This window comes from Flammeovirga sp. AWQ4_249 (assembly GCF_056161045.1).
This window is the reverse complement of the sequence record NZ_JBSWYJ010000033.1, coordinates 1-18,645: the sequence shown is the minus strand read 5'-3', so window position 1 is coordinate 18,645 and position 18,645 is coordinate 1. Positions and strand designations below refer to the sequence as shown.

Genomic DNA, 18,645 nt, shown 5'->3' with positions numbered 1-18,645 from the left:
TCTATTTCTTCCCATATTAACATTGATGTTTGACCTTTGTGAGAATATAGGATTTCTTAAAATTATATATCAAGCAGAATCGGATATGGAAATAGAGAATTCATTTGTTATGATGATTTCAGTATTTACCCTATTAAAATGGATAAGTTTATTTTCTTCTTTACTCTATATAGGATATGTTGTAATCTATTTTAGCTATAAAAGAAACTTCAAATTAATGACCGATAATGAACAAAGTGGTTTGAATTGATACACTGCTTTAATTAAAAACCTATTTAATAATAAATGTAAATGATTGATTAATAATAACTTATGTTTTTTAGGGCTATTTTTGAATTACTATTGGCACAGTGTCAAATATAGTAGTATTAGTAGTTTAGCACTTGAAACTTAGAAAGTTAGAGTGCCTAAATTAATGGTTTTAAATAGTTACACGTTATTAGAAGAAGGAAAGGGTGTTTCACTCCAGCTTTCTTGAAAATTAGTCCTAAAAAAGGGTAGACATCTCTAAAAAGATGTCTACCCTTTTTGTTCATAAGTATGTTGAGGTCACTAGCTTACAGCTTCCACTTCATCTCTTTCTACGCGAAGGTTGTCAATAATAAAGCGTTGACGGTCCATCGTATTTTTACCCATGTAGTATTGAAGTAATTGTTTAGTATTACTGTCTTCACTTAGGATAACAGGTTCTAAACGGATATTTTCTCCAATAAAACCACTGAATTCGTCAGGAGAGATCTCACCCAATCCCTTAAATCGGGTAATCTCAGGCTTAGTACCTAACTCTGCAATTGCTTTTACACGTTCTTCGTCAGTGTAGCAATAGATGGTCTTCTTTTTATTTCTAACTCTGAATAAAGGTGTTTCTAAAATATAGATATGACCTTTTTCAACTAATTCTGGGAAGAATTGAAGGAAGAAAGTTAAGATCAACAATCGAATGTGCATACCATCTACATCGGCATCGGTCGCAATTACTACTCTATTGTATCTTAAACCATCAATCCCGTCTTCAATATTTAAGGCGTGTTGGAGCAAATTAAATTCCTCATTTTCGTACACGACTTTCTTTGTCAAACCAAAAGAGTTTAGAGGCTTACCTCTCAAACTAAATACGGCTTGTGATTGAACATCACGAGACTTTGTTATACTACCTGATGCTGAGTCACCCTCGGTAATGAACAAAGTTGTATTTCTTTTATCTTCTTCTTCGCCTTTTTTATCATTGAAGTGCTTACGGCAATCTCTTAATTTCTTGTTATGTAGATTTGCCTTTTTCGCTCTTTCATTTGCGATTTTCTTTACACCTGCAATTTCCTTACGTTCACGTTCAGATTGCTGAATACGTTTTAATAATGCTTGAGCAGTCTCAGGATTTTTGTGAAGGAAATTATCCAATACTTTATGAACATATTCATTGACGAACGTTCTTAAAGTAGGACCGTCAGGAGCAATATGCGTAGATCCTAATTTTGTTTTCGTTTGTGATTCGAATACAGGTTCTTGTACTCTTACTGAAACAGCAGCAACGATAGAAGCTCTGATATCTGCCGCATCAAAGTTTTTACCGAAGAAATCGCGTACAGTTTTTACAATTGACTCACGGAATGCAGAAAGGTGAGTACCACCTTGAGTAGTATTCTGACCGTTTACGAAAGAATGATAGTTTTCACCGTACTGATTTGAGTGGGTGAAAGCAAATTCAATATCATCACCTTTAAAGTGGACAATAGGGTAGCGAATTTGTTCTGCATTCGTTTTTCTTTCTAAAAGATCACGAAGACCATTTTTCGAAAGATATGTTTTCTGATTAAGTTTTAATGTCAAACCAGAATTCAAATAAGCATAATTCCAGAATAAATCATCTAAATAATCAGGAAGGAAACGGTAGTTTTTGAAAATCGTATCGTCAGGCTTGAAATAGATTGTAGTACCGTTTTTCTCGTTTGATGAAGCGATTGGATAATCGTGTGTCAATTTTCCAGCTTCAAACTCTGCTACTTTCTTTTCACCGTTTCTTACAGATTGAGCTCTAAAAAAGTTAGAGAGTGCATTGACAGCTTTCGTACCTACACCATTCAAACCTACAGATTTTTGAAAGGCCGAAGAGTCATACTTTGCACCTGTATTAATTTTGGATACACAGTCGATCACTTTACCCAAAGGAATACCTCTACCGTAATCTTTTACAAGTACAGCTCCTTCATCAACGGTCACATCGATTTGCTTACCAAAGCCCATCATGTGTTCGTCAATACTGTTATCCACTACTTCTTTAACAAGGACATATATACCATCATCAGGTGCCGAACCGTCACCTAATTTACCGATATACATACCTGGTCTCAAGCGTATATGTTCACGAGGGTCCAGTGATTTAATACTGTTCTCGTCGTAATTATGATTATTTTCTGCCATAGTATATTATGCTTTCCTCACAATAATAGTTCTAAAATTAAACAAAAAGAATCTTTAAAGATGAATTTGTCTTATTTTTAATCATTTATGAGGTTAAATCATCATTTTTTGATCAAAAAAGTAATGCTCAAAAAAATGATATTCAAAAACGATGATTGAAATATAAAAAAATGTTGAAAACAGTCAAGAGACTATTCAACAATTCTTCTAATCACTACTAAACGGTCTTTCCAGTAAGGAGACATAGGTACTTCTTTTACACCGTCTTTAGAGGAAGTATATACAAAATGAAGTCCTTGCTCATCTACCTTACTGATAATACCACAATTTGATATTTTTTTGCTCCCTTTTTGTTGGCTGAAAAAGATTAAATCTCCAGGTTGAGATTCAGCTGTAGAAACTTTTAGACCTTGTTTTGCTTGTTCAGTACTAATTCTAGGAATTGTAATTCCAGCTGCACTCCAAGATAACATTGTTAATCCACTCGCATCAATACCTTTACTGCTTACTCCAGCAGATTGATAAGGAGTACCGATTAAACCAACAGCTGTTTGAACAGCAAGTTGAGCTTTTTGTGAATGAGTCATTGCTACAGTATTATTTTCTTCCACTAAAGAAACATTTGTAGTAGTACTAGGTGATGTTGTTGTAAGTACATTTTCGCTAGAATTTGAAGTCGTTTCTACTGAAGTTGTTTCAGTATTTGTTGTTGATTCATTTGTAGCCTTATCATTACATGAAAATAAAAGTATTGCTAAAGTAAATTGTAGATAATATTGAACTGTTTTATTCATTTTTTGAAAATTATTTATGAAGTTTTATTATTAATAGTTTAATGAACTCGTCTTGCTCTGCTAAATATCCCTTTCCAGTAGGCACTTGTCAACTCACTTTCCATCACACCTTTAGAAGTTGAAGCATGAATAAAGTATGTTTTATCTCCATCTACTTCTGTTACCATTCCTACATGATTAATACGAGTCCCCCCATGAGGGTGGAAAAATACTAAGTCGCCTGGTTGTAAATTATTAAAAGATACAGGCTTTCCTTTCTTTGCCTGTTCTGATGAAACCCGAGGTAATTGTACATTAGCTGCTTGCCATGAAATTAACATTAATCCTGAACAATCCATACCTTTTTTGGTAGTTCCTCCCATTGAATATTTAACACCTTCATATTTCCAAGCCGTATTAATGGCAATTTTAGCCTTTCCTTTCACATTAACAGGATTTGGAGTTGGAGTAGGTGCCGAGGACGAACTAGGAGAAGGAGAAGAGTTTGGAGTAGTATTTACTACGCCTAAGTCAGCTAATTTCTGTTGATTAACATCATCAAGTCTTCCTTGTCTTGTAGTATAGGTATATTGTTTACCAAACTCACAAGACTGAAGTGAAATCGATAATAATGCGATGGCAAAAAGTATATATTTCGTATTCTTCATAATTAATCAAGAGCGGTGAAAGAAACTGTAAAGACGTAATTACTTGGTAATTGTTACAAAATTATATTGAAATTTTGCGCCAACTTAACTTCAAGGTTAATTAGTAAGTCAATAACTATAAGAAGAATTATTTGACTAAATCACTCATTAAATTTAACTAAAGATACAAAAAAGATAAAAGCCCTCTTAGAATTTTAGTTCTAAAAGGGCCTTTTTTGATAGGGTTGACATATTTTAAGCGAGTGTCAGCGCTTCACAAGTTTTACGGGCAGCATCTTGTTCGGCTTTCTTTTTACTGTAGCCAGAACCAATTGCTTGTACTTCTCCATCAATAATTAAATTGACTTTGAATTGTTTCCCGTCTTTTCCTCCTTGCTTTGAAACAGTAAACTCTACGACTTTACTATTTTTTTGAGCCCACTCAATAATGAGACTTTTGAAATTGGTTGTAGTGGCAATAATTTCTTCAATATCATAGTGCATCATCAATAATTTATAGATGATAAATCTACGCGTAAATCTGAAACCACGATCTAAGTAAACAGCTCCGATGAATGCTTCCATCGCATCACCATAAATGGATTTATGACTCAAAGCAGAATTTTTTCTACCTTCAAAAGCCACCATTTGACTTAGTCCAATTTTCACAGCTAATCGATTTAATGACTCTCTGTTTACAATACGAGAACGAATCTCTGTAAGAAAACCTTCGTCTTTATAAGGATAACGCTTAAATAAATATTCAGCAACTACAGAACCTAATACAGCATCACCTAAATATTCGAGGCGCTCATTTGATTCTTTAAATCCTTTCATCGCTCCACTTTCAAATGCAACTGAGGTATGTTGCATTGCCAAGTGGTATAGTTTGATATTATAAGGCTTTCGGCCAATAATTCTAGAAACTACTTTAGCTAATTTTTTCTCCTGCTCATTATAAGGCGTGACCCATCGTTTTAAGAATTTTCCTAAAATCATTGATCAAATTATTGTCTCGATAAATTCGAGGAGTAAAAAACAATCCCCCAAAAATGTAAAAAATATCTATAAGTTAGGTGTTTTATTTCAACTCTTTTTTTTGTAGGGACATATAAAAATAATAAAGTTTTTTTTACAGAAAATAAAAAACCCGTTAGAATTATAGAAAACTAACGGGTTTTTATTGTGAAAAGTAGCGATTACTCAGCGTACTTTTTGAATACCATCGAGAAGTTATGACCTCCAAAACCGAACGTATTTGACAGAGCGATATTTACATCACGCTTTTGTGCTTCATTGAACGTGCAGTTTAATTTTGGATCTAATTTCTCATCAGGAGTAGTATTATTGATAGTTGGAGGAATAACACCTTTGTTGATCGCCAATAAACATGCTAAAGCTTCTACTGCACCAGCAGCACCAAGAAGGTGACCTGTCATAGATTTAGTAGAAGAGATGTTTAAGTCATAAGCATCATCTCCAAACACTTTTTTAATAGCATTTACTTCTCCGATATCACCAAGTGGAGTAGAAGTACCGTGAACATTGATATAATCAATATCTTTAGTAGTGATTCCAGCGTCTTTCATGGCCTCAACCATTACTCTGCTTGAACCTTCTCCGTCAGGGTGTGGAGCAGTCATATGATAAGCATCAGCAGTCATACCACCACCAATCACTTCACCATAAATTTTTGCACCTCTAGCTTTTGCATGCTCAAGTTCTTCGAAGATAAATGCACCGGCACCTTCACCAAGTACAAAACCATCTCTAGTAGCATCAAATGGTCTAGAAGCACCAGCAGGATCATCATTACGAGTAGATAAAGCACGTAATGCATTGAAACCACCAATACCAGCTTCGCAAACTGCAGCCTCAGAACCTCCTGTTACGAAAAGGTCTGCCATTCCAAAACGGATATAGTTAAAAGCATCTACCATTGCATTTGTTGCAGAAGCACATGCAGATACAGTTGTGAAGTTTGGTCCTTTTAATCCCCAAGTCATTGAAATATGACCAGGAATCAAGTCAGGAATCATCTTTGGAATAAAGAAAGGGTTAAAACGAGGAGTACCATCACCAGTAGCGAAAGTAGAAACTTCGTCTTGGAATGACTTTAAACCACCAATTCCTGAACCCCAGATTACACCAAAACGCTCTTTGTTGACAGCGTCTAAGTCTATTCCTGAATCATCAAGGGCTTGTTGTGTTGCCGCAACGCCATATTGGCTCACAAGGTCCATTTTACGAACCTCTTTACGGTCTATATAATCTGTTGCTACGAAGTCTTTTACCTCGCAAGCAAATTGAGTTTTGAATTTAGAGGCATCAAATTTAGTGATTGGAGCAGCTCCGCTAACTCCTTTTTCTAAGTTTGTCCAGTATTCTTCTACAGTGTTGCCTAGTGGTGTTAACGCACCAATTCCAGTTATTACAACTCTTCTAGCGTTCATAAGATTTTGATTTTGGAGGACCCCAAAAAGACAAACCTGACAGATTTAGTACCTAGTGTTTACTGAGGTACCGGCACTATCAGGTTCGCTAGCGACGTGGTCGCTTATTTTAAAGGGAGTGTAAATTACTTTACGTTCTCTTCAAGGTATTCGATTGCGTTACCTACAGTTGTGATGCTTTCTGCTTGATCATCAGGAATAGAAGTGTTAAACTCCTTTTCGAATTCCATGATTAACTCAACAGTGTCAAGTGAGTCTGCACCTAAATCGTTTGTGAATGAAGCCTCTGGTGTTACATCTGATTCTTCTACACCAAGCTTATCAACGATAATTTGTTTTACTTTTTCTGCAATTTCGGACATCTTAATAACTTTTAGTTGACCAATTTAGATGCAAAGAAATGAATTAAGATTTATAAGTGCAAATATCTTAACTACTAACAACACCAATATGTTATGCTTGCATACGGGAAACTCTGTAACTCATTGATTTTTAGGGTGTTTATTTCTTCTTGTTTTCTTTGCGAGTTTCTAAATAATTCAAAATTTCTTTCTTAGCAACTCCCATTAAGAAAATTGTAGCTTCGTTTCGTAACATTTTTCCAAAAGAAGGTACCTTACTATCATGCGGATTTGAAATGACTTTCTTTTTCCCTTTCGTATTGGTATTCTCCAATTTTGAAATTTTCTTAATATATTTTTTTTGGCTTCTATTTTTTTGAATTCGAAGCGCCCATTGCGACACTCCATACGTTACAACTAATGCTGCACCATATGTCAAAACCTTTTTGATATCTTGTTTGGTTTCGGATACTGTTCCTTGTGCCAAATCTACAAGATCCTTTTGTGCAATTTTTGTTTGTTCTCTTAAAGAGGCTTTCTCAGCATTAAGCTTCTCTCTAATTTTATTTTTCTTTGTATTGTTCATATTTCTAGGGCAAAAAAATTAGTCTTCCTCATTTTGTAATTGATCAATTGCCTGATCAATCCAAATTAAGAATTGTGTTCTTAATGCTTTTGTATAATATACTGCGACTCCAAAAATGAGTACACAGAAAAAACCTACGATCGAAAAACCAGCAAATGCAGGCCATGAGAATATATAGTTTATAAACATGGCGAATCCTAATGCAAAAAAAGCAAAAGCAAGTGTGAGGAATGTAAGCATGATTACGAAAATCACAATCAATGATAAACCACTTGCAAGTCCTGTTTTCAGTTGAATACTAAAGAGCTTTGCATAAGTCTCAATTAGCTTAACTATTGCATTGATGATTTTGTCAAATCTCTCTTTCTGATAGGCCTGTTCCTCTTCTGAAAAGATTTTATTTCTTAGATGTTTTGTTCTAGACATATAAAAAGATTATTCCCTAATTTAAATATAGTGAAAGGGTAAAAAATGTAATCTTAAAACTCAATTATAAACAAATATATAAGAATAGCTGAAAATCATTCCTACCATACGATTAAAATTCTTACTCTTTTCTAGTTATTTTACATTCCCTTGATGCTACTATAAGTTAGGAATTATAGCCTTAAGTCTTACTTTTAATAAATAGAATAAGTTGTAATAAGTGTAATTTATCCTTTTGTTTCATTTCTAATTAAACAGTAATTTACAAATTGAAAAACCATTGAATTACTAATCTGACACTTTCTATGTCCCTTATTTCTAGACTACAACAACTGCCTTTTGCCGAACGACTGAGTTTAACCGAACTAGAGCTACTTGCTAATGAAGCATCATTTAATACTTTTGAAAATGATGAGATTATTACCCTACAGTTTTCTACTGCAGAGACTTTTTATATCCTTTTTTCTGGAAAAGTTGAATATCAATTAAATGTCGGTGATCAACGTGGAGCATTGAGAGTTGGAGAAAATGATCAAAAAGGTACACCGATAGGTTGGTCTGGCTTTAGAGAACCTTATCGTTTTGCGACCACTGCTAAAGCAATCGGTACAACAGAAGTAGTGGCATGGGATAATGTAAAGTTGAGAGCGTTATTTGATAATCATCCACAGATAGGAATGCATTTTCTATCCTCAACCTTATTATTTAGTACACATCTATTAAGAGATGCAAGAAGTGTATGGATTAAAGAGTCAATTCCGTTGTCAACAACTAGTTTTGAAAACAGTAAGACATATACGTCTTTTCAAGATAAGGGCCCCAAAGAATCTGATCTTGAATTTTTTCGTCAAAGTTCCTTCTTTAACCCTTTTTCAGATTGGCATTTGATGAAATTGGCGAATATTTCAGACAATAAAATGTATAGGCAAGGTGAGAAGCTTTTGTCAAAAGGAGAGAAGTCTAACCGCTTTATGGTATTGAAAAGTGGAAAGGTAGCCTTGAATTATGTAAAACCAAATGGAGAAGTTTATACTTCAGATATTTTACAAGAAAAAGGACAGGTCATCTTATGGAGTGCTGCTAGTTTTGATGCAATTCCAAATACAATGGAATTGGTCGTATTAGAACCTATTGAAGTCTTAGAAATTCAAAGAATTGATTTATTAGTATTGTATAGTGAATTTCCAAGCTTAGGAATGGTTTTTATGTACCGTTTATTATGGTTGCTTGGTAGCGCTTTGAAAGCAATTCGAGCTCAGGTGATTACACAAACGTATGATCGAGAATTGTTAACTATTCAAACGATGATCGATCAAGCGGGAGCACAATTAAGTGTATGTTCAGATATTCACAAAATACCTCTTCTATTGTCGGAAAAATTGACGCAAGGAATGGCATTCGATGTATTGGATCAATTAAGTAAATCAGGAATAGGCCAAGAAAAAAGTTTAGCCAATCTGTTTGTTAAAGTAACAAATCCACTTCGAAAGGAATATCTATTTTTGGAGGGGTTAAAGAAAATGACAGATCATGTGATTAAGGCACCAACAAACTCAGCCCCTTCTTTATTAAGAAATGAATGCTCTGAACTTTTTGAACAAGCCATCGCTTATTTGGATATAAAAATTAATGGTTTAGAAAATATTCCATCGGAAACAGGAAATATATTTATTTATAATCATCTATTAAATCATCCTTATTATACGTTACCTAATAATTTTCAGATCACTTTAGACTCACACTTTATTTCAATGCTTTTGTATAAGTATTATAAAGATTCTGGATTAAGGGTGGTAAGAATAGGGAAAGGTCCTGAATATGGACATCAGGATTATTACAATAAACTAGGTCATTTGGGAGTAAGAACAGCTGATTCAGACCCTACGTCGATGACAGTTGAAGAAAAAAGAGCAATTCGAAATGCTTTCTTTGATGAAGCAAGTCAAAAACTAAAAGAAGGAACGAACTTAATCTTGAGTCCTGAAGGAACAAGTAGAGAAACACATCAATCTCCAGTAGAGTTTAAACCGGGAGCTTTTATGATTGCCAACCATTCGGAAATAGATCCATTAATAGTGCCTATTGCATTAGCTTTTTTTGATAAAAGAATGAGTAAAACAAAATTAGGAGTAGTGATAAAACCTGCATTTAGACTTTCAGAAGTTTTACCTGGAAATAAACCTTTTAAAGAGGAACTAAGAACATTCCTAAGTGGTTATTCAAAAAAATATAGAACATATGTGGAAGAAGCTATTGATTTAGTGGAAAACAATTAAAATATGACACCAGAAGAAATACAATTTTACAAAGAGGAGGGATTACCAGAATTAAAAAGAAATATTCAAAATCAGCCGAAAATTAAGAATCCCATTGTTTTTTATGGAAGTTCTTCTTTCAGACTGTGGTCAACTGTGAGAGAGGATTTGAAAAATAATGAAATTCTAAATCTTGGTTTTGGAGGTTCTACACTTGAAGCATGTTCATTATATTTTAATCCATTATTCAAGGAAATAGAAGCACCCAAAAGCATTTTCATTTATGCTGGAGATAATGATTTGGGTGGTGGTCAGAAAGCAGAAGATATATTGTTTTCATTTGAGAGTTTATACGGACAAATAAGATATAAATATGGAGAAGATCTACCGATCAAGTATTTATCTATCAAACCAAGTCCAAGTAAAGACACTATTCAATCTGAAATAGAAAAAGCTAATTTCTTAGTAAAGGAAGCGATACATACTTTGAAAAATATTAGTTATGTGGATATCTACTCACCAATGATTAATGAAGATGGCAAAAGCAGGCCAGACCTATTTGAAGAAGATATGTTACATATGAGGCCTGAAGGGTATGAGATTTGGAGGGAAGTGATTCAAGAAGAATTATAAGCATAAAAAAATAGCCTACTTTGACGAGTAGGCTATTCTTTTATAAATGTATTTATTCTCCTTTATTGAAGTAATTTGGATTTTGTTGTAAGAACATTTCCGCATCTTCTGCAGTCATCTTAAACTTATTCATTAGCATTTGAATTTCTGGTCCAATTACTCTTTTCGGAGCTGCTTTCTTTCTAGCAGTAGTTGCTCTTTTTTTAGTCTCTTTATTCTTCTTTTCTCTAGCAACAGATTCTTCTACTTCTGCAGTCACTACTGAACCACTTCCATCACATCTTACTAAGTGACTTGAGAAGTCTGCATCTGGAATTCTGCTCTTACATCTAGGACAAGTTCTTGTTGAGGCCATACTATAAATTATATGATTAAATAAGTGTCTGCAAATATAATGTAAATTTACTCGAAAAGGTTCGCTGAAAATTCAGATTTTAGAAACATTCAAGAAATTGAGACTTATTACGAAATCAATTCTTTTTTTAATCTACAAGATTCTTATTTCTACGACATTTTTCGCTACAATATTTTACCTCCTCCCAAACTTTTTTCCATTTTTTTCTCCAAGTAAAAGGTCGCTGACAAACACAACATATTTTAGTAGGTAAATCTTGCTTTTTCATTCTACTTTGGTTTTTAGAAAAGGTGATTCCAATGTAGCTTTTGGGAAACTTCCAATTTGATTTAATGAGTAATAAGAATGAAGACCAGAAACAGCAGCGGTTTTCGCATTAGTTAAATCTAAATTTCCTTCAAAATCTACAAAATCATCATTTTTTATATTAATAAAGCATATTTTACCAACAACAATTGTAGTATTATTCGCTTTTACAGGTATCAATTCTTCTAATTGTAAACCAATTTGTATACTACTTTCTTTAACAAATGGGCAGGGTAATGTAGTATAATATTCAGTAGTAAAACCACAAGTGGAAAATTCAGAAATTCCTTTTTCAAATTTAGCAGAAGTATAGTGTGCATTTTCTACTTTTGAAGTAGGAATGTGATTGATTGAATAATATTTTTGTTGAAGTATATTTTCTAACGTGTGTCTTGGACCTTTTTGTGAAGGTCTTGTAATAAATCCAATCAACGGTGGATTACTTCCCAAGTGAAAAACTGAACTGAAAATGGCTAAATTCTCTTGTTTATTTTCATCACAAGTACCTATTAAATTAGCTGGTTTTATACCAGTGATAGAATTGATTAAATTGATCTTATAACCAAACTCTAATTTTTCAATTTCTTCTTTGTTATACAGCATGAGAATAGGATTTAAAAATTTCTTTTTTGACTAACTTCCAAAACTTGAAAAAAGAAGGATAATACCCTTTGACATTGGAGATCCAATCTCTACTTTCTTCTGTTCCCTTGTAATGATGAACAGTAGGATGCTCTTTGTAATAAATAGGGGAAGATTGAAGTTCTTTTTCTAATACTGTAAATTCTCCAACATAGAGTTGTATACCGTCAATATTTTTTGATAAGGCTAAGATAAAATCTAATACTTTAGAACTAATGGGATATTTATCAAAATGTGATGGTTCTAATAAAAGTATTCTATTTCCTTCGATATCATTATTCCATAATGGATCTAAGTTATATGAGTTGTAAATAAAGGTTGGTATTTCTTTATCTATTGAAATTAATGCAGCTGAAGGGAGTTGAGTTTTAAATTCAATATCACTACACTCTTTTAAACTTTCTGGAATACTTAATTTTTCAATTTCTTCATAAGATGTATCTAAAAATGTATACTTCTGATCAGTGTGAGTGTATTTATTGATGTTAGCTTGGTTTGCAATGTATTTTTTATGACTATTTGCTCCAGAAACCCATTGCCAACTCAATGCATTACTAGCCCAGTCATGATCCAATAAATGGTAATACATCCATTGAGCAGGTTTCTTCCAATGCGATTGACCAATATTACATATCAACATGGATAAATACATCCTAGAATGATTATGAACGTAGCCAACATCTTCTAATTGTTTTATTTCATGATCAAGAAAAGAAATACCAGTTGTTGCATTGATGACAGCTGAGGGTATTTTATGATGTGCGACATTAGGTTGTACATGTCTCAAGTCATGATCAACTTCTTTGTGAATCCATATCTGTTGCCAATAATCCCGCCATGCTAATTCTTGTACAAACTTTTCTATTTTCCTTAAATTATATCCTTTTTGCACTAAATGAGAAACAACAAACTTCGTAGAAATTACTCCTCGTGAAATATAAGGAGATAAATAAGAGACATCTCCATCAATATAATTTCGTGAAGCTCCATAACGATCAGGAGAATATTGGTTAAGGATATCGATGATAGAAGAATAATGAGTGGGGAAACTTAATTTCTTATTCATACAATACACATTGTTAAAAGTAATTACCTTAATAATAGAATAGTATTGTAAATTGTTTTCAGAAAAGTGGAGATAAAAAAACAAAAAAATTACAACTTATATTATTAAAATTACGTTAAATAATATTTTATATTACAGTTGAGTTAAGAACTAAACTACTTTGTAACTAAATTTTTTCACCACTATTTATATAAATATGAATAACATTGAACTGCAGAAAAAAACAAAAATAACACTAAAAAAAGGAAGTAAAATATCTTTAATAAAAGACAATGGTAACTCATTAGATTTTGTTAGAGTAGGTGTAAACTGGGGAGCAATCAAAAAGAAATTTTTAAATTTTATCCCAGTTACAACTTCAGTAGATTTAGATGCCAGTTTATCTGCATTCGATGATAATATGAAACACCTTTACACTGTTTTTTATAATAAATTATCCTCTCCAGATGGTGCAATTAAGCATTTTGGAGATGATTTAGAAGGTGATATTAATGGAAATGATGGTTTAGATAATGAGATTATTTGGATAGATCTAAAAAATATACAAAGCAATGTAACTCAACTTTATTTGTACCTGAATTCCTACAGTCAACAGAACTTTTCAAAAATACCTTTTACGGAAATTAATATCTATTCTCAGAACGAATGTTTGGCTAACTTTAATTTATCAGCCTCTGAGGAATATGCAAAATATGTTTCAATGTTGATGGGACGTTTAGTATTAAAAAATAACTGTTGGGAATTTGAAGTAATTGGAACACCAATTGCTGCAAAAGATATTTCAGAAACAATTTTACATATTAAGGAAAACTACTAAAAATCACATTAGATTAATATGGGCATTAACTTAAAGAAAGGAAGTAAGCTTAACTTGATGAAAGATAATGTTAAGCTAGATAAAGTCATGTTGGGTATTGGTTGGGATATTGTTCCTGGTAACTCATTAGATTTAGATATTTCTGTTTTTATGGTTGGTGAAAATGGTAAACTACCCGCAGATGAATATTTCATTTTTTACAATAACCTCACATCTCCAGATAAAAGTGTAGAACACACTGGCGACAATAGAGATGGGGAAGGTGATGGAGATGACGAAATGATTTTAGCCTACTTATCTCAAATTAATCCTTCAATTCAAGAATTAATTTTTGTAGCATCAATACATAACGCAGATGTTTTAAACCATCACTTTGGAATGTTATCGAATGCTTACATAAGAATTGTAGACGTAGATCAGCAAAAAGAGATTTTGAAATTCAATTTGAATAAAGAAAGTTTTGGAACAGCAACAGATATGGAATTTGGTAGGTTGGTGAAGACTGGAAGAGAATGGACTTTTAAAGCAGTAGGTGAAGGTAGTAGAATTGGTTTACAAGGATACGTAGATCAATATGTTTAGTAAACTGTGATAAACCCTAAGAAGAGACTTAATAAAAATTAGGTCTCTTTTTTTTACCCTTTCAATATGAACATTTTTAGTTTTTGATTTTTATAAAAATTCAATGAGAATCATCACTAATAAGCATTTAAAAAACAATTTTAAGAGACTTCTTATTAACGTATCATCTAGACTGATTCGTCAGTAAATCATTTTAAACTCTGAGAACTAACTCTAAAAAGGTTTTCAATCTTTCGAGTTTTATATTAATTCAACTTATACTGCTATTTAGCCCCTTTTTTTGTTAATGTGACAGGTGGAATTTTTTTTCACATTTTTTAATTATCTATTCAATAATGTTAAATACATGCTATGAATGAATAATCACTTCTACAATGCAAACATCATCTTTTATTTATTGCATTTTTCTAATCTATGAATGAGAAGTTATTCATTTTTTAATAATGTCTAATTTTTATTTTTTTCGAAAATACTGTCACAAATTTGAATGTACACTTGTTATACAAGCGAATTTCAAAAGAATTGAGTGTTTCAACTGGACTAAAAACAGTACTAAAACAGACAACTTTTGAAGCTAACATTGAACAATAATGAGTAGTGTGATTTTAAAATTGTACTATTCCAAGAATAAAAGATATGACAGACACAAACCAACTGCTTAAAGAAACGCCGATTGCCATTGTTGGTATGGCATCTGTTTTTGCAGACTCTGAGAACCTAGAGAAGTACTGGGAGAACATCATCCAAGGTGTGGATTGTATCAAGGAAGTTCCTGATGATCGTTGGAAAATTGACGATTACTATGATCCGAACCCATTAGCAGAAGACAAAACTTACTGTAAAGTAGGTGGCTTCGTTCCAAAAATCGATTTTAATCCAATGGAGTTTGGTTTACCGCCAAACATCTTAGAGGTAACTGATGCTTCTCAATTATTGGGCCTTGCTGTAGCAAAAGACGCTTTAATCGATTCAGGTTATGCTCCAGGTTCAGATGCGTTAAAAGCAGAGTTAAGAGAAAGAACTGGTGTAATTCTTGGCGTTGGCGGTGGTCAAAAGCTAATCATTCCTTTGACAGCTCGTTTACAGTACCCTGTATGGAGAAGAGCATTAGAGTCAATGGGTATGCCAGAAGAGCAAATCGCAGTGGCAATTGAGAAAATGAAAGCTGCATTCGTGCCGTGGACAGAAAACTCATTCCCAGGTTTATTAGGTAACGTAATTTCTGGTCGTATCGCCAACCGTTTCGACTTTGGTGGTATCAATTCAGTAGTAGATGCGGCTTGTGCGGCTTCTTTATCTGCTATCAAAATGGCAGTGGCTGAATTAGTAGAAAAAAGAGCAGACATGATGATTACTGGTGGTGTGGATACTGATAACTCACCATTCATGTACATGTCATTCTCAAAAACGCCTGCATTCTCTCGTAAAGGTAGCATTCGTCCATTCGACCAAGATGGTGACGGTATGTTGATCGGTGAAGGTGTGGGTATGATGGTCATGAAGCGTTTAGAAGATGCTGAGCGTGATGGAGACAAAATATATGCTGTAGTAAACGGTATCGGTGGTTCTTCTGATGGTCGTTATAAGTCAGTATATGCACCTCGTCCTTCAGGTCAAGCTTTAGCGATGAGAAGAGCATATGAGGAAGCAGGTTATGATCCATCAACTGTAGGTTTAATTGAAGCACACGGTACGGGTACTAACGCAGGTGATGCATCTGAAGGTGTATCAATGGGTATGGTATTCGGTGATGATGGTGTGAAAACAAATCATATCGCCTTAGGTTCTGTGAAGTCACAAATTGGTCATACTAAAGCAGCAGCAGGTGCAGCAGGTATGATTAAAGCGGCTTTAGCATTACACCATAAAATCCTTCCAGGTACAATCAATATTACGAAGCCGAACCCGAAATTAGAAGTTGAGAAGAAAGCATTCTATATCAACTCTGAAACTCGTCCTTGGTTCCAAAAGGATTCAGTTACTCCGCTTAGAGCAGGTGTATCAGCATTCGGTTTTGGTGGTGTAAACCTTCACTTCTCTTTAGAGGAGTACAAAGGGCAATCAATCGAGAAAAATAGAGTTCACAACATCCACAGACAATGGTTACTTTCTGAAGTATCATCATCTGCATTGGTTGCTTTGGCTCAAAAACATATTGCAGGTCTTACAGGTGCAGACGCTAAAGCATACTACAAAGAAGTATCAGCTACAGCATTTGCAGAAAACGTTCCTGCTAACCAGCCAAGAGTTGGTTTCGTTGCTTCATCAATTGAAGAGGCTACGAAAAAATTAGAAGCTTTTGTTGCTGCATTATCGAAAGATACTAACGCAGCAGAGTGGAAAAACCCAATCTTAAATGTTTGGTATAGAAATGCCGCTTACAACGGTAAGGACAATGTTGCTGCTTTATTTGCAGGACAAGGTTCTCAATATACAAATATGGGTAACGAGATCGCTTGGTCATTCCCTCAAGTTCGTGAAGTATTTGCGAAAGTGAACGGAGAGTTCGAAGCGAGCAACAAAAAACCTTTAACTGAGACTGTATATCCGATTCCTGTATTCAGCGATGAGGAGCGTAAACAACAACAAGCGGTACTTACTCAAACTGAAAATGCGCAGCCAGCAATTGGTGCATTAAGTGCAGGTATGTATCACATTTTACAAAACGCAGGCTTTAAAGCAAACTATTTTGCAGGTCACTCTTATGGTGAACTTTCAGCATTGTATGCTTCAGGTGCAATTGACTTAGCAACGTTCATCAAACTTTCGAAAGAAAGAGGACAAGCAATGTCAGCACAAGCTGGTGTAGATGCAGGTACTATGATGGCTGTAAAAGCAGATGTAGTTGCAGTTCAACCGTACATTGGTAAATACCAAAATGTACAAGTTGCCAACATCAACTCTGGTACACAAACAATATTAGGTGGTGCGAAGAACGAATTGGAAGCACTTAAAACGGAATTAAAAGCAGCAGGCTTATTAGCGACTATCCTACCAGTTTCTGCCGCATTCCATACACCTTATGTTGGTCATGCTTCTAAACCATTTGCTGAAGTATTAGATAACACAACAATCGCTGTCCCTCAAGGAAAGCTTTATTCTAATACATTAGGTTCTGCTTACCCAGCACAACCTCAGTTCATTAAAGAAACATTAAAAAGGCATATTTTAAGTCCAGTTAAATTCAAAGAGCAAATCGAGAAAATGTACCAAGAAGGTGCAAGAGTGTTCGTTGAATTTGGACCTAAAAACATTCTTTCAAACTTAACTTCTGAAATCTTAGCAGGTCAAGATCACCAAGTAGTGGCATTGAACCCTAATCCTAAGAAAAACTCAGACGTTCAGTTGAGAGAGGCAGCTATCCAATTGGCTGTAATGGGTATTCAACTTCAAAACTTTGATCCTTATGCTAGACCAGTTCAAGTAGGTGGAGCGAAGTCAAAAATGAACGTTCAGATTTCAGGTACAAACTACTTGACTGAAGGTTTCAAGAAGAAATACCAAGATATATTAGCGAAGGGAGGAAAAGTGCTTTCGCAAAAAGCACCGTTAGTTGAGGAAATCGAGACGGTGATTGCTGAGACAACAGACATGTCTCAAATTATTGAAGAAAAATTACGTCAGAAACAAAATTCAGCTTCTATGGCAGAGAAGGCAGTATTGGATCAAATCCAAGCAGATATTCAGCGTTTAACTGAACAACAATCACGAATCGAACAAATGTTGTCGTCGTTGTTCAACATGCAAACAAATAATCAATTAGCTTCAGCAGCAGCACCTGCTCCACAGCAGTTACAAGCTCCAGTTGAAGTGCCGACTCCAGCGCCAGTAGCTGAAACAGTTGCTCCAACTCCTGCACCAGCAGCGACTCCAGTAGCAGCAGCACCTGCTCAAGGTGGTGTATCAAATGCAGAAATCGAAGCATCTTTATTAGAAGTAATCGCTGAGAAGACTGGTTACCCTTCAGAGATGTTAGAAATGGGTATGGATATGGAAGCTGATTTAGGAATTGACTCTATCAAGCGTGTTGAGATCTTCGGTGCGATGACAGAGGCTAATCCATCAGTTCAAGGAGTAGATCCACAAGAATTAGCAGAGTTAAGAACATTAGCTCAAATTGCTGAATACATTTCAGGAAAAGCTGGTGCAACATCAGCACCAGCAGCAGCAGCAGCTCCTGCACCGGCGGCGGCTCCCGTAGCAGCACCAGTTCAAGAAACTGCAGCTCCAGCAGCTCAAGGTGGCGTAACAAACGCAGAAATCGAAGCATCTTTATTAGAAGTAATCGCTGAGAAGACTGGTTACCCTTCAGAGATGTTAGAAATGGGTATGGATATGGAAGCTG

The 18,645-nt window shown here is 34.5% G+C and carries 17 protein-coding genes; 5 read left to right on the top strand and 12 right to left on the bottom strand.

Annotated features, from left to right (window positions below; genetic code table 11):
- Window positions 1-552: 552 nt before the first annotated feature.
- The 8 genes from ACXAHM_RS19555 to ACXAHM_RS19520 all read right to left on the bottom strand — a co-directional run bounded on the left by ACXAHM_RS19555 (window position 553) and on the right by ACXAHM_RS19520 (window position 7,644).
- Window positions 553-2,418, bottom strand: coding sequence for a DNA topoisomerase IV subunit B (locus ACXAHM_RS19555; protein ID WP_474963523.1), 1,866 nt, complete (start codon window positions 2,416-2,418; stop codon window positions 553-555).
- A 191-nt stretch (window positions 2,419-2,609) separates the two neighbouring features.
- A complete protein-coding gene (locus ACXAHM_RS19550; protein WP_474963519.1) occupies window positions 2,610-3,212 on the bottom strand; it encodes a C40 family peptidase in 603 nt (200 codons plus the stop codon).
- A 38-nt stretch (window positions 3,213-3,250) separates the two neighbouring features.
- Complete coding sequence (locus ACXAHM_RS19545) at window positions 3,251-3,859, bottom strand: C40 family peptidase (protein ID WP_474963517.1); 609 nt, start codon at window positions 3,857-3,859, stop codon at window positions 3,251-3,253.
- 234 nt (window positions 3,860-4,093) lie between these two features.
- Window positions 4,094-4,837, bottom strand: coding sequence for a ribonuclease III (gene rnc / locus ACXAHM_RS19540; RefSeq protein WP_474963514.1), 744 nt, complete (start codon window positions 4,835-4,837; stop codon window positions 4,094-4,096).
- Between the two features lie 200 nt (window positions 4,838-5,037).
- Window positions 5,038-6,291 (bottom strand): beta-ketoacyl-ACP synthase II, encoded by a 1,254-nt coding sequence (gene fabF / locus ACXAHM_RS19535; protein ID WP_474963511.1) that lies wholly within the window; start codon window positions 6,289-6,291, stop codon window positions 5,038-5,040.
- A gap of 125 nt (window positions 6,292-6,416) precedes the next feature.
- Complete coding sequence (locus ACXAHM_RS19530) at window positions 6,417-6,653, bottom strand: acyl carrier protein (protein WP_044209543.1); 237 nt, start codon at window positions 6,651-6,653, stop codon at window positions 6,417-6,419.
- Between the two features lie 139 nt (window positions 6,654-6,792).
- Window positions 6,793-7,218, bottom strand: a complete 426-nt coding sequence (locus ACXAHM_RS19525; protein WP_474963508.1) for a hypothetical protein — start codon at window positions 7,216-7,218, stop codon at window positions 6,793-6,795.
- A gap of 18 nt (window positions 7,219-7,236) precedes the next feature.
- The gene (locus tag ACXAHM_RS19520) at window positions 7,237-7,644 is read right to left on the bottom strand and encodes a phage holin family protein (RefSeq protein ID WP_474963506.1); all 408 of its coding nucleotides are present in this window, start codon (window positions 7,642-7,644) and stop codon (window positions 7,237-7,239) included.
- A gap of 305 nt (window positions 7,645-7,949) precedes the next feature.
- Between ACXAHM_RS19520 and ACXAHM_RS19515 the strand changes: the two genes are divergently transcribed.
- Together ACXAHM_RS19515 and ACXAHM_RS19510 are read left to right on the top strand one after the other, a co-directional pair.
- The gene (locus ACXAHM_RS19515) at window positions 7,950-9,920 is read left to right on the top strand and encodes a cyclic nucleotide-binding domain-containing protein (protein ID WP_474963504.1); all 1,971 of its coding nucleotides are present in this window, start codon (window positions 7,950-7,952) and stop codon (window positions 9,918-9,920) included.
- Window positions 9,921-9,923: 3 nt separating this feature from the next.
- A complete protein-coding gene (locus ACXAHM_RS19510; RefSeq protein ID WP_474963502.1) occupies window positions 9,924-10,532 on the top strand; it encodes a GDSL-type esterase/lipase family protein in 609 nt (202 codons plus the stop codon).
- A 52-nt stretch (window positions 10,533-10,584) separates the two neighbouring features.
- On the opposite strand, the gene ACXAHM_RS19505 is transcribed toward ACXAHM_RS19510, so the two are convergent.
- The 4 genes from ACXAHM_RS19505 to ACXAHM_RS19490 all read right to left on the bottom strand — a co-directional run bounded on the left by ACXAHM_RS19505 (window position 10,585) and on the right by ACXAHM_RS19490 (window position 12,901).
- Window positions 10,585-10,887 carry a hypothetical protein gene (locus ACXAHM_RS19505; protein WP_474963498.1) on the bottom strand — a complete coding sequence of 101 codons (303 nt, stop codon included), beginning with the start codon at window positions 10,885-10,887 and terminating at the stop codon, window positions 10,585-10,587.
- Window positions 10,888-11,014: 127 nt separating this feature from the next.
- Window positions 11,015-11,155 (bottom strand): DUF2256 domain-containing protein, encoded by a 141-nt coding sequence (locus tag ACXAHM_RS19500; protein ID WP_474963495.1) that lies wholly within the window; start codon window positions 11,153-11,155, stop codon window positions 11,015-11,017.
- Window positions 11,152-11,796 (bottom strand): flavin reductase family protein, encoded by a 645-nt coding sequence (locus ACXAHM_RS19495; RefSeq protein WP_474963490.1) that lies wholly within the window; start codon window positions 11,794-11,796, stop codon window positions 11,152-11,154. The genes ACXAHM_RS19500 and ACXAHM_RS19495 overlap by 4 nt, the downstream gene beginning before the upstream one ends.
- Entirely contained in the window at window positions 11,786-12,901 is a 1,116-nt protein-coding gene (locus ACXAHM_RS19490; protein WP_474963486.1) for an FAD-binding domain-containing protein, read from the bottom strand. Before ACXAHM_RS19490 ends, ACXAHM_RS19495 begins: the two co-directional genes overlap by 11 nt.
- A 196-nt stretch (window positions 12,902-13,097) precedes the next feature.
- On the opposite strand from ACXAHM_RS19490, the gene ACXAHM_RS19485 reads away from it, so the two are divergent.
- From ACXAHM_RS19485 to ACXAHM_RS19475, 3 genes are all read left to right on the top strand, one after another.
- Window positions 13,098-13,718: a TerD family protein gene (locus ACXAHM_RS19485; RefSeq protein WP_474963482.1), complete on the top strand. Its 621-nt coding sequence runs from the start codon at window positions 13,098-13,100 to the stop codon at window positions 13,716-13,718.
- An 18-nt stretch (window positions 13,719-13,736) separates the two neighbouring features.
- Window positions 13,737-14,300, top strand: a complete 564-nt coding sequence (locus ACXAHM_RS19480; protein ID WP_474963478.1) for a TerD family protein — start codon at window positions 13,737-13,739, stop codon at window positions 14,298-14,300.
- Window positions 14,301-14,936: 636 nt separating this feature from the next.
- The coding region (locus ACXAHM_RS19475; protein ID WP_474963475.1) for a beta-ketoacyl synthase N-terminal-like domain-containing protein at window positions 14,937-18,645 on the top strand (3,709 nt) is incomplete at its 3' end.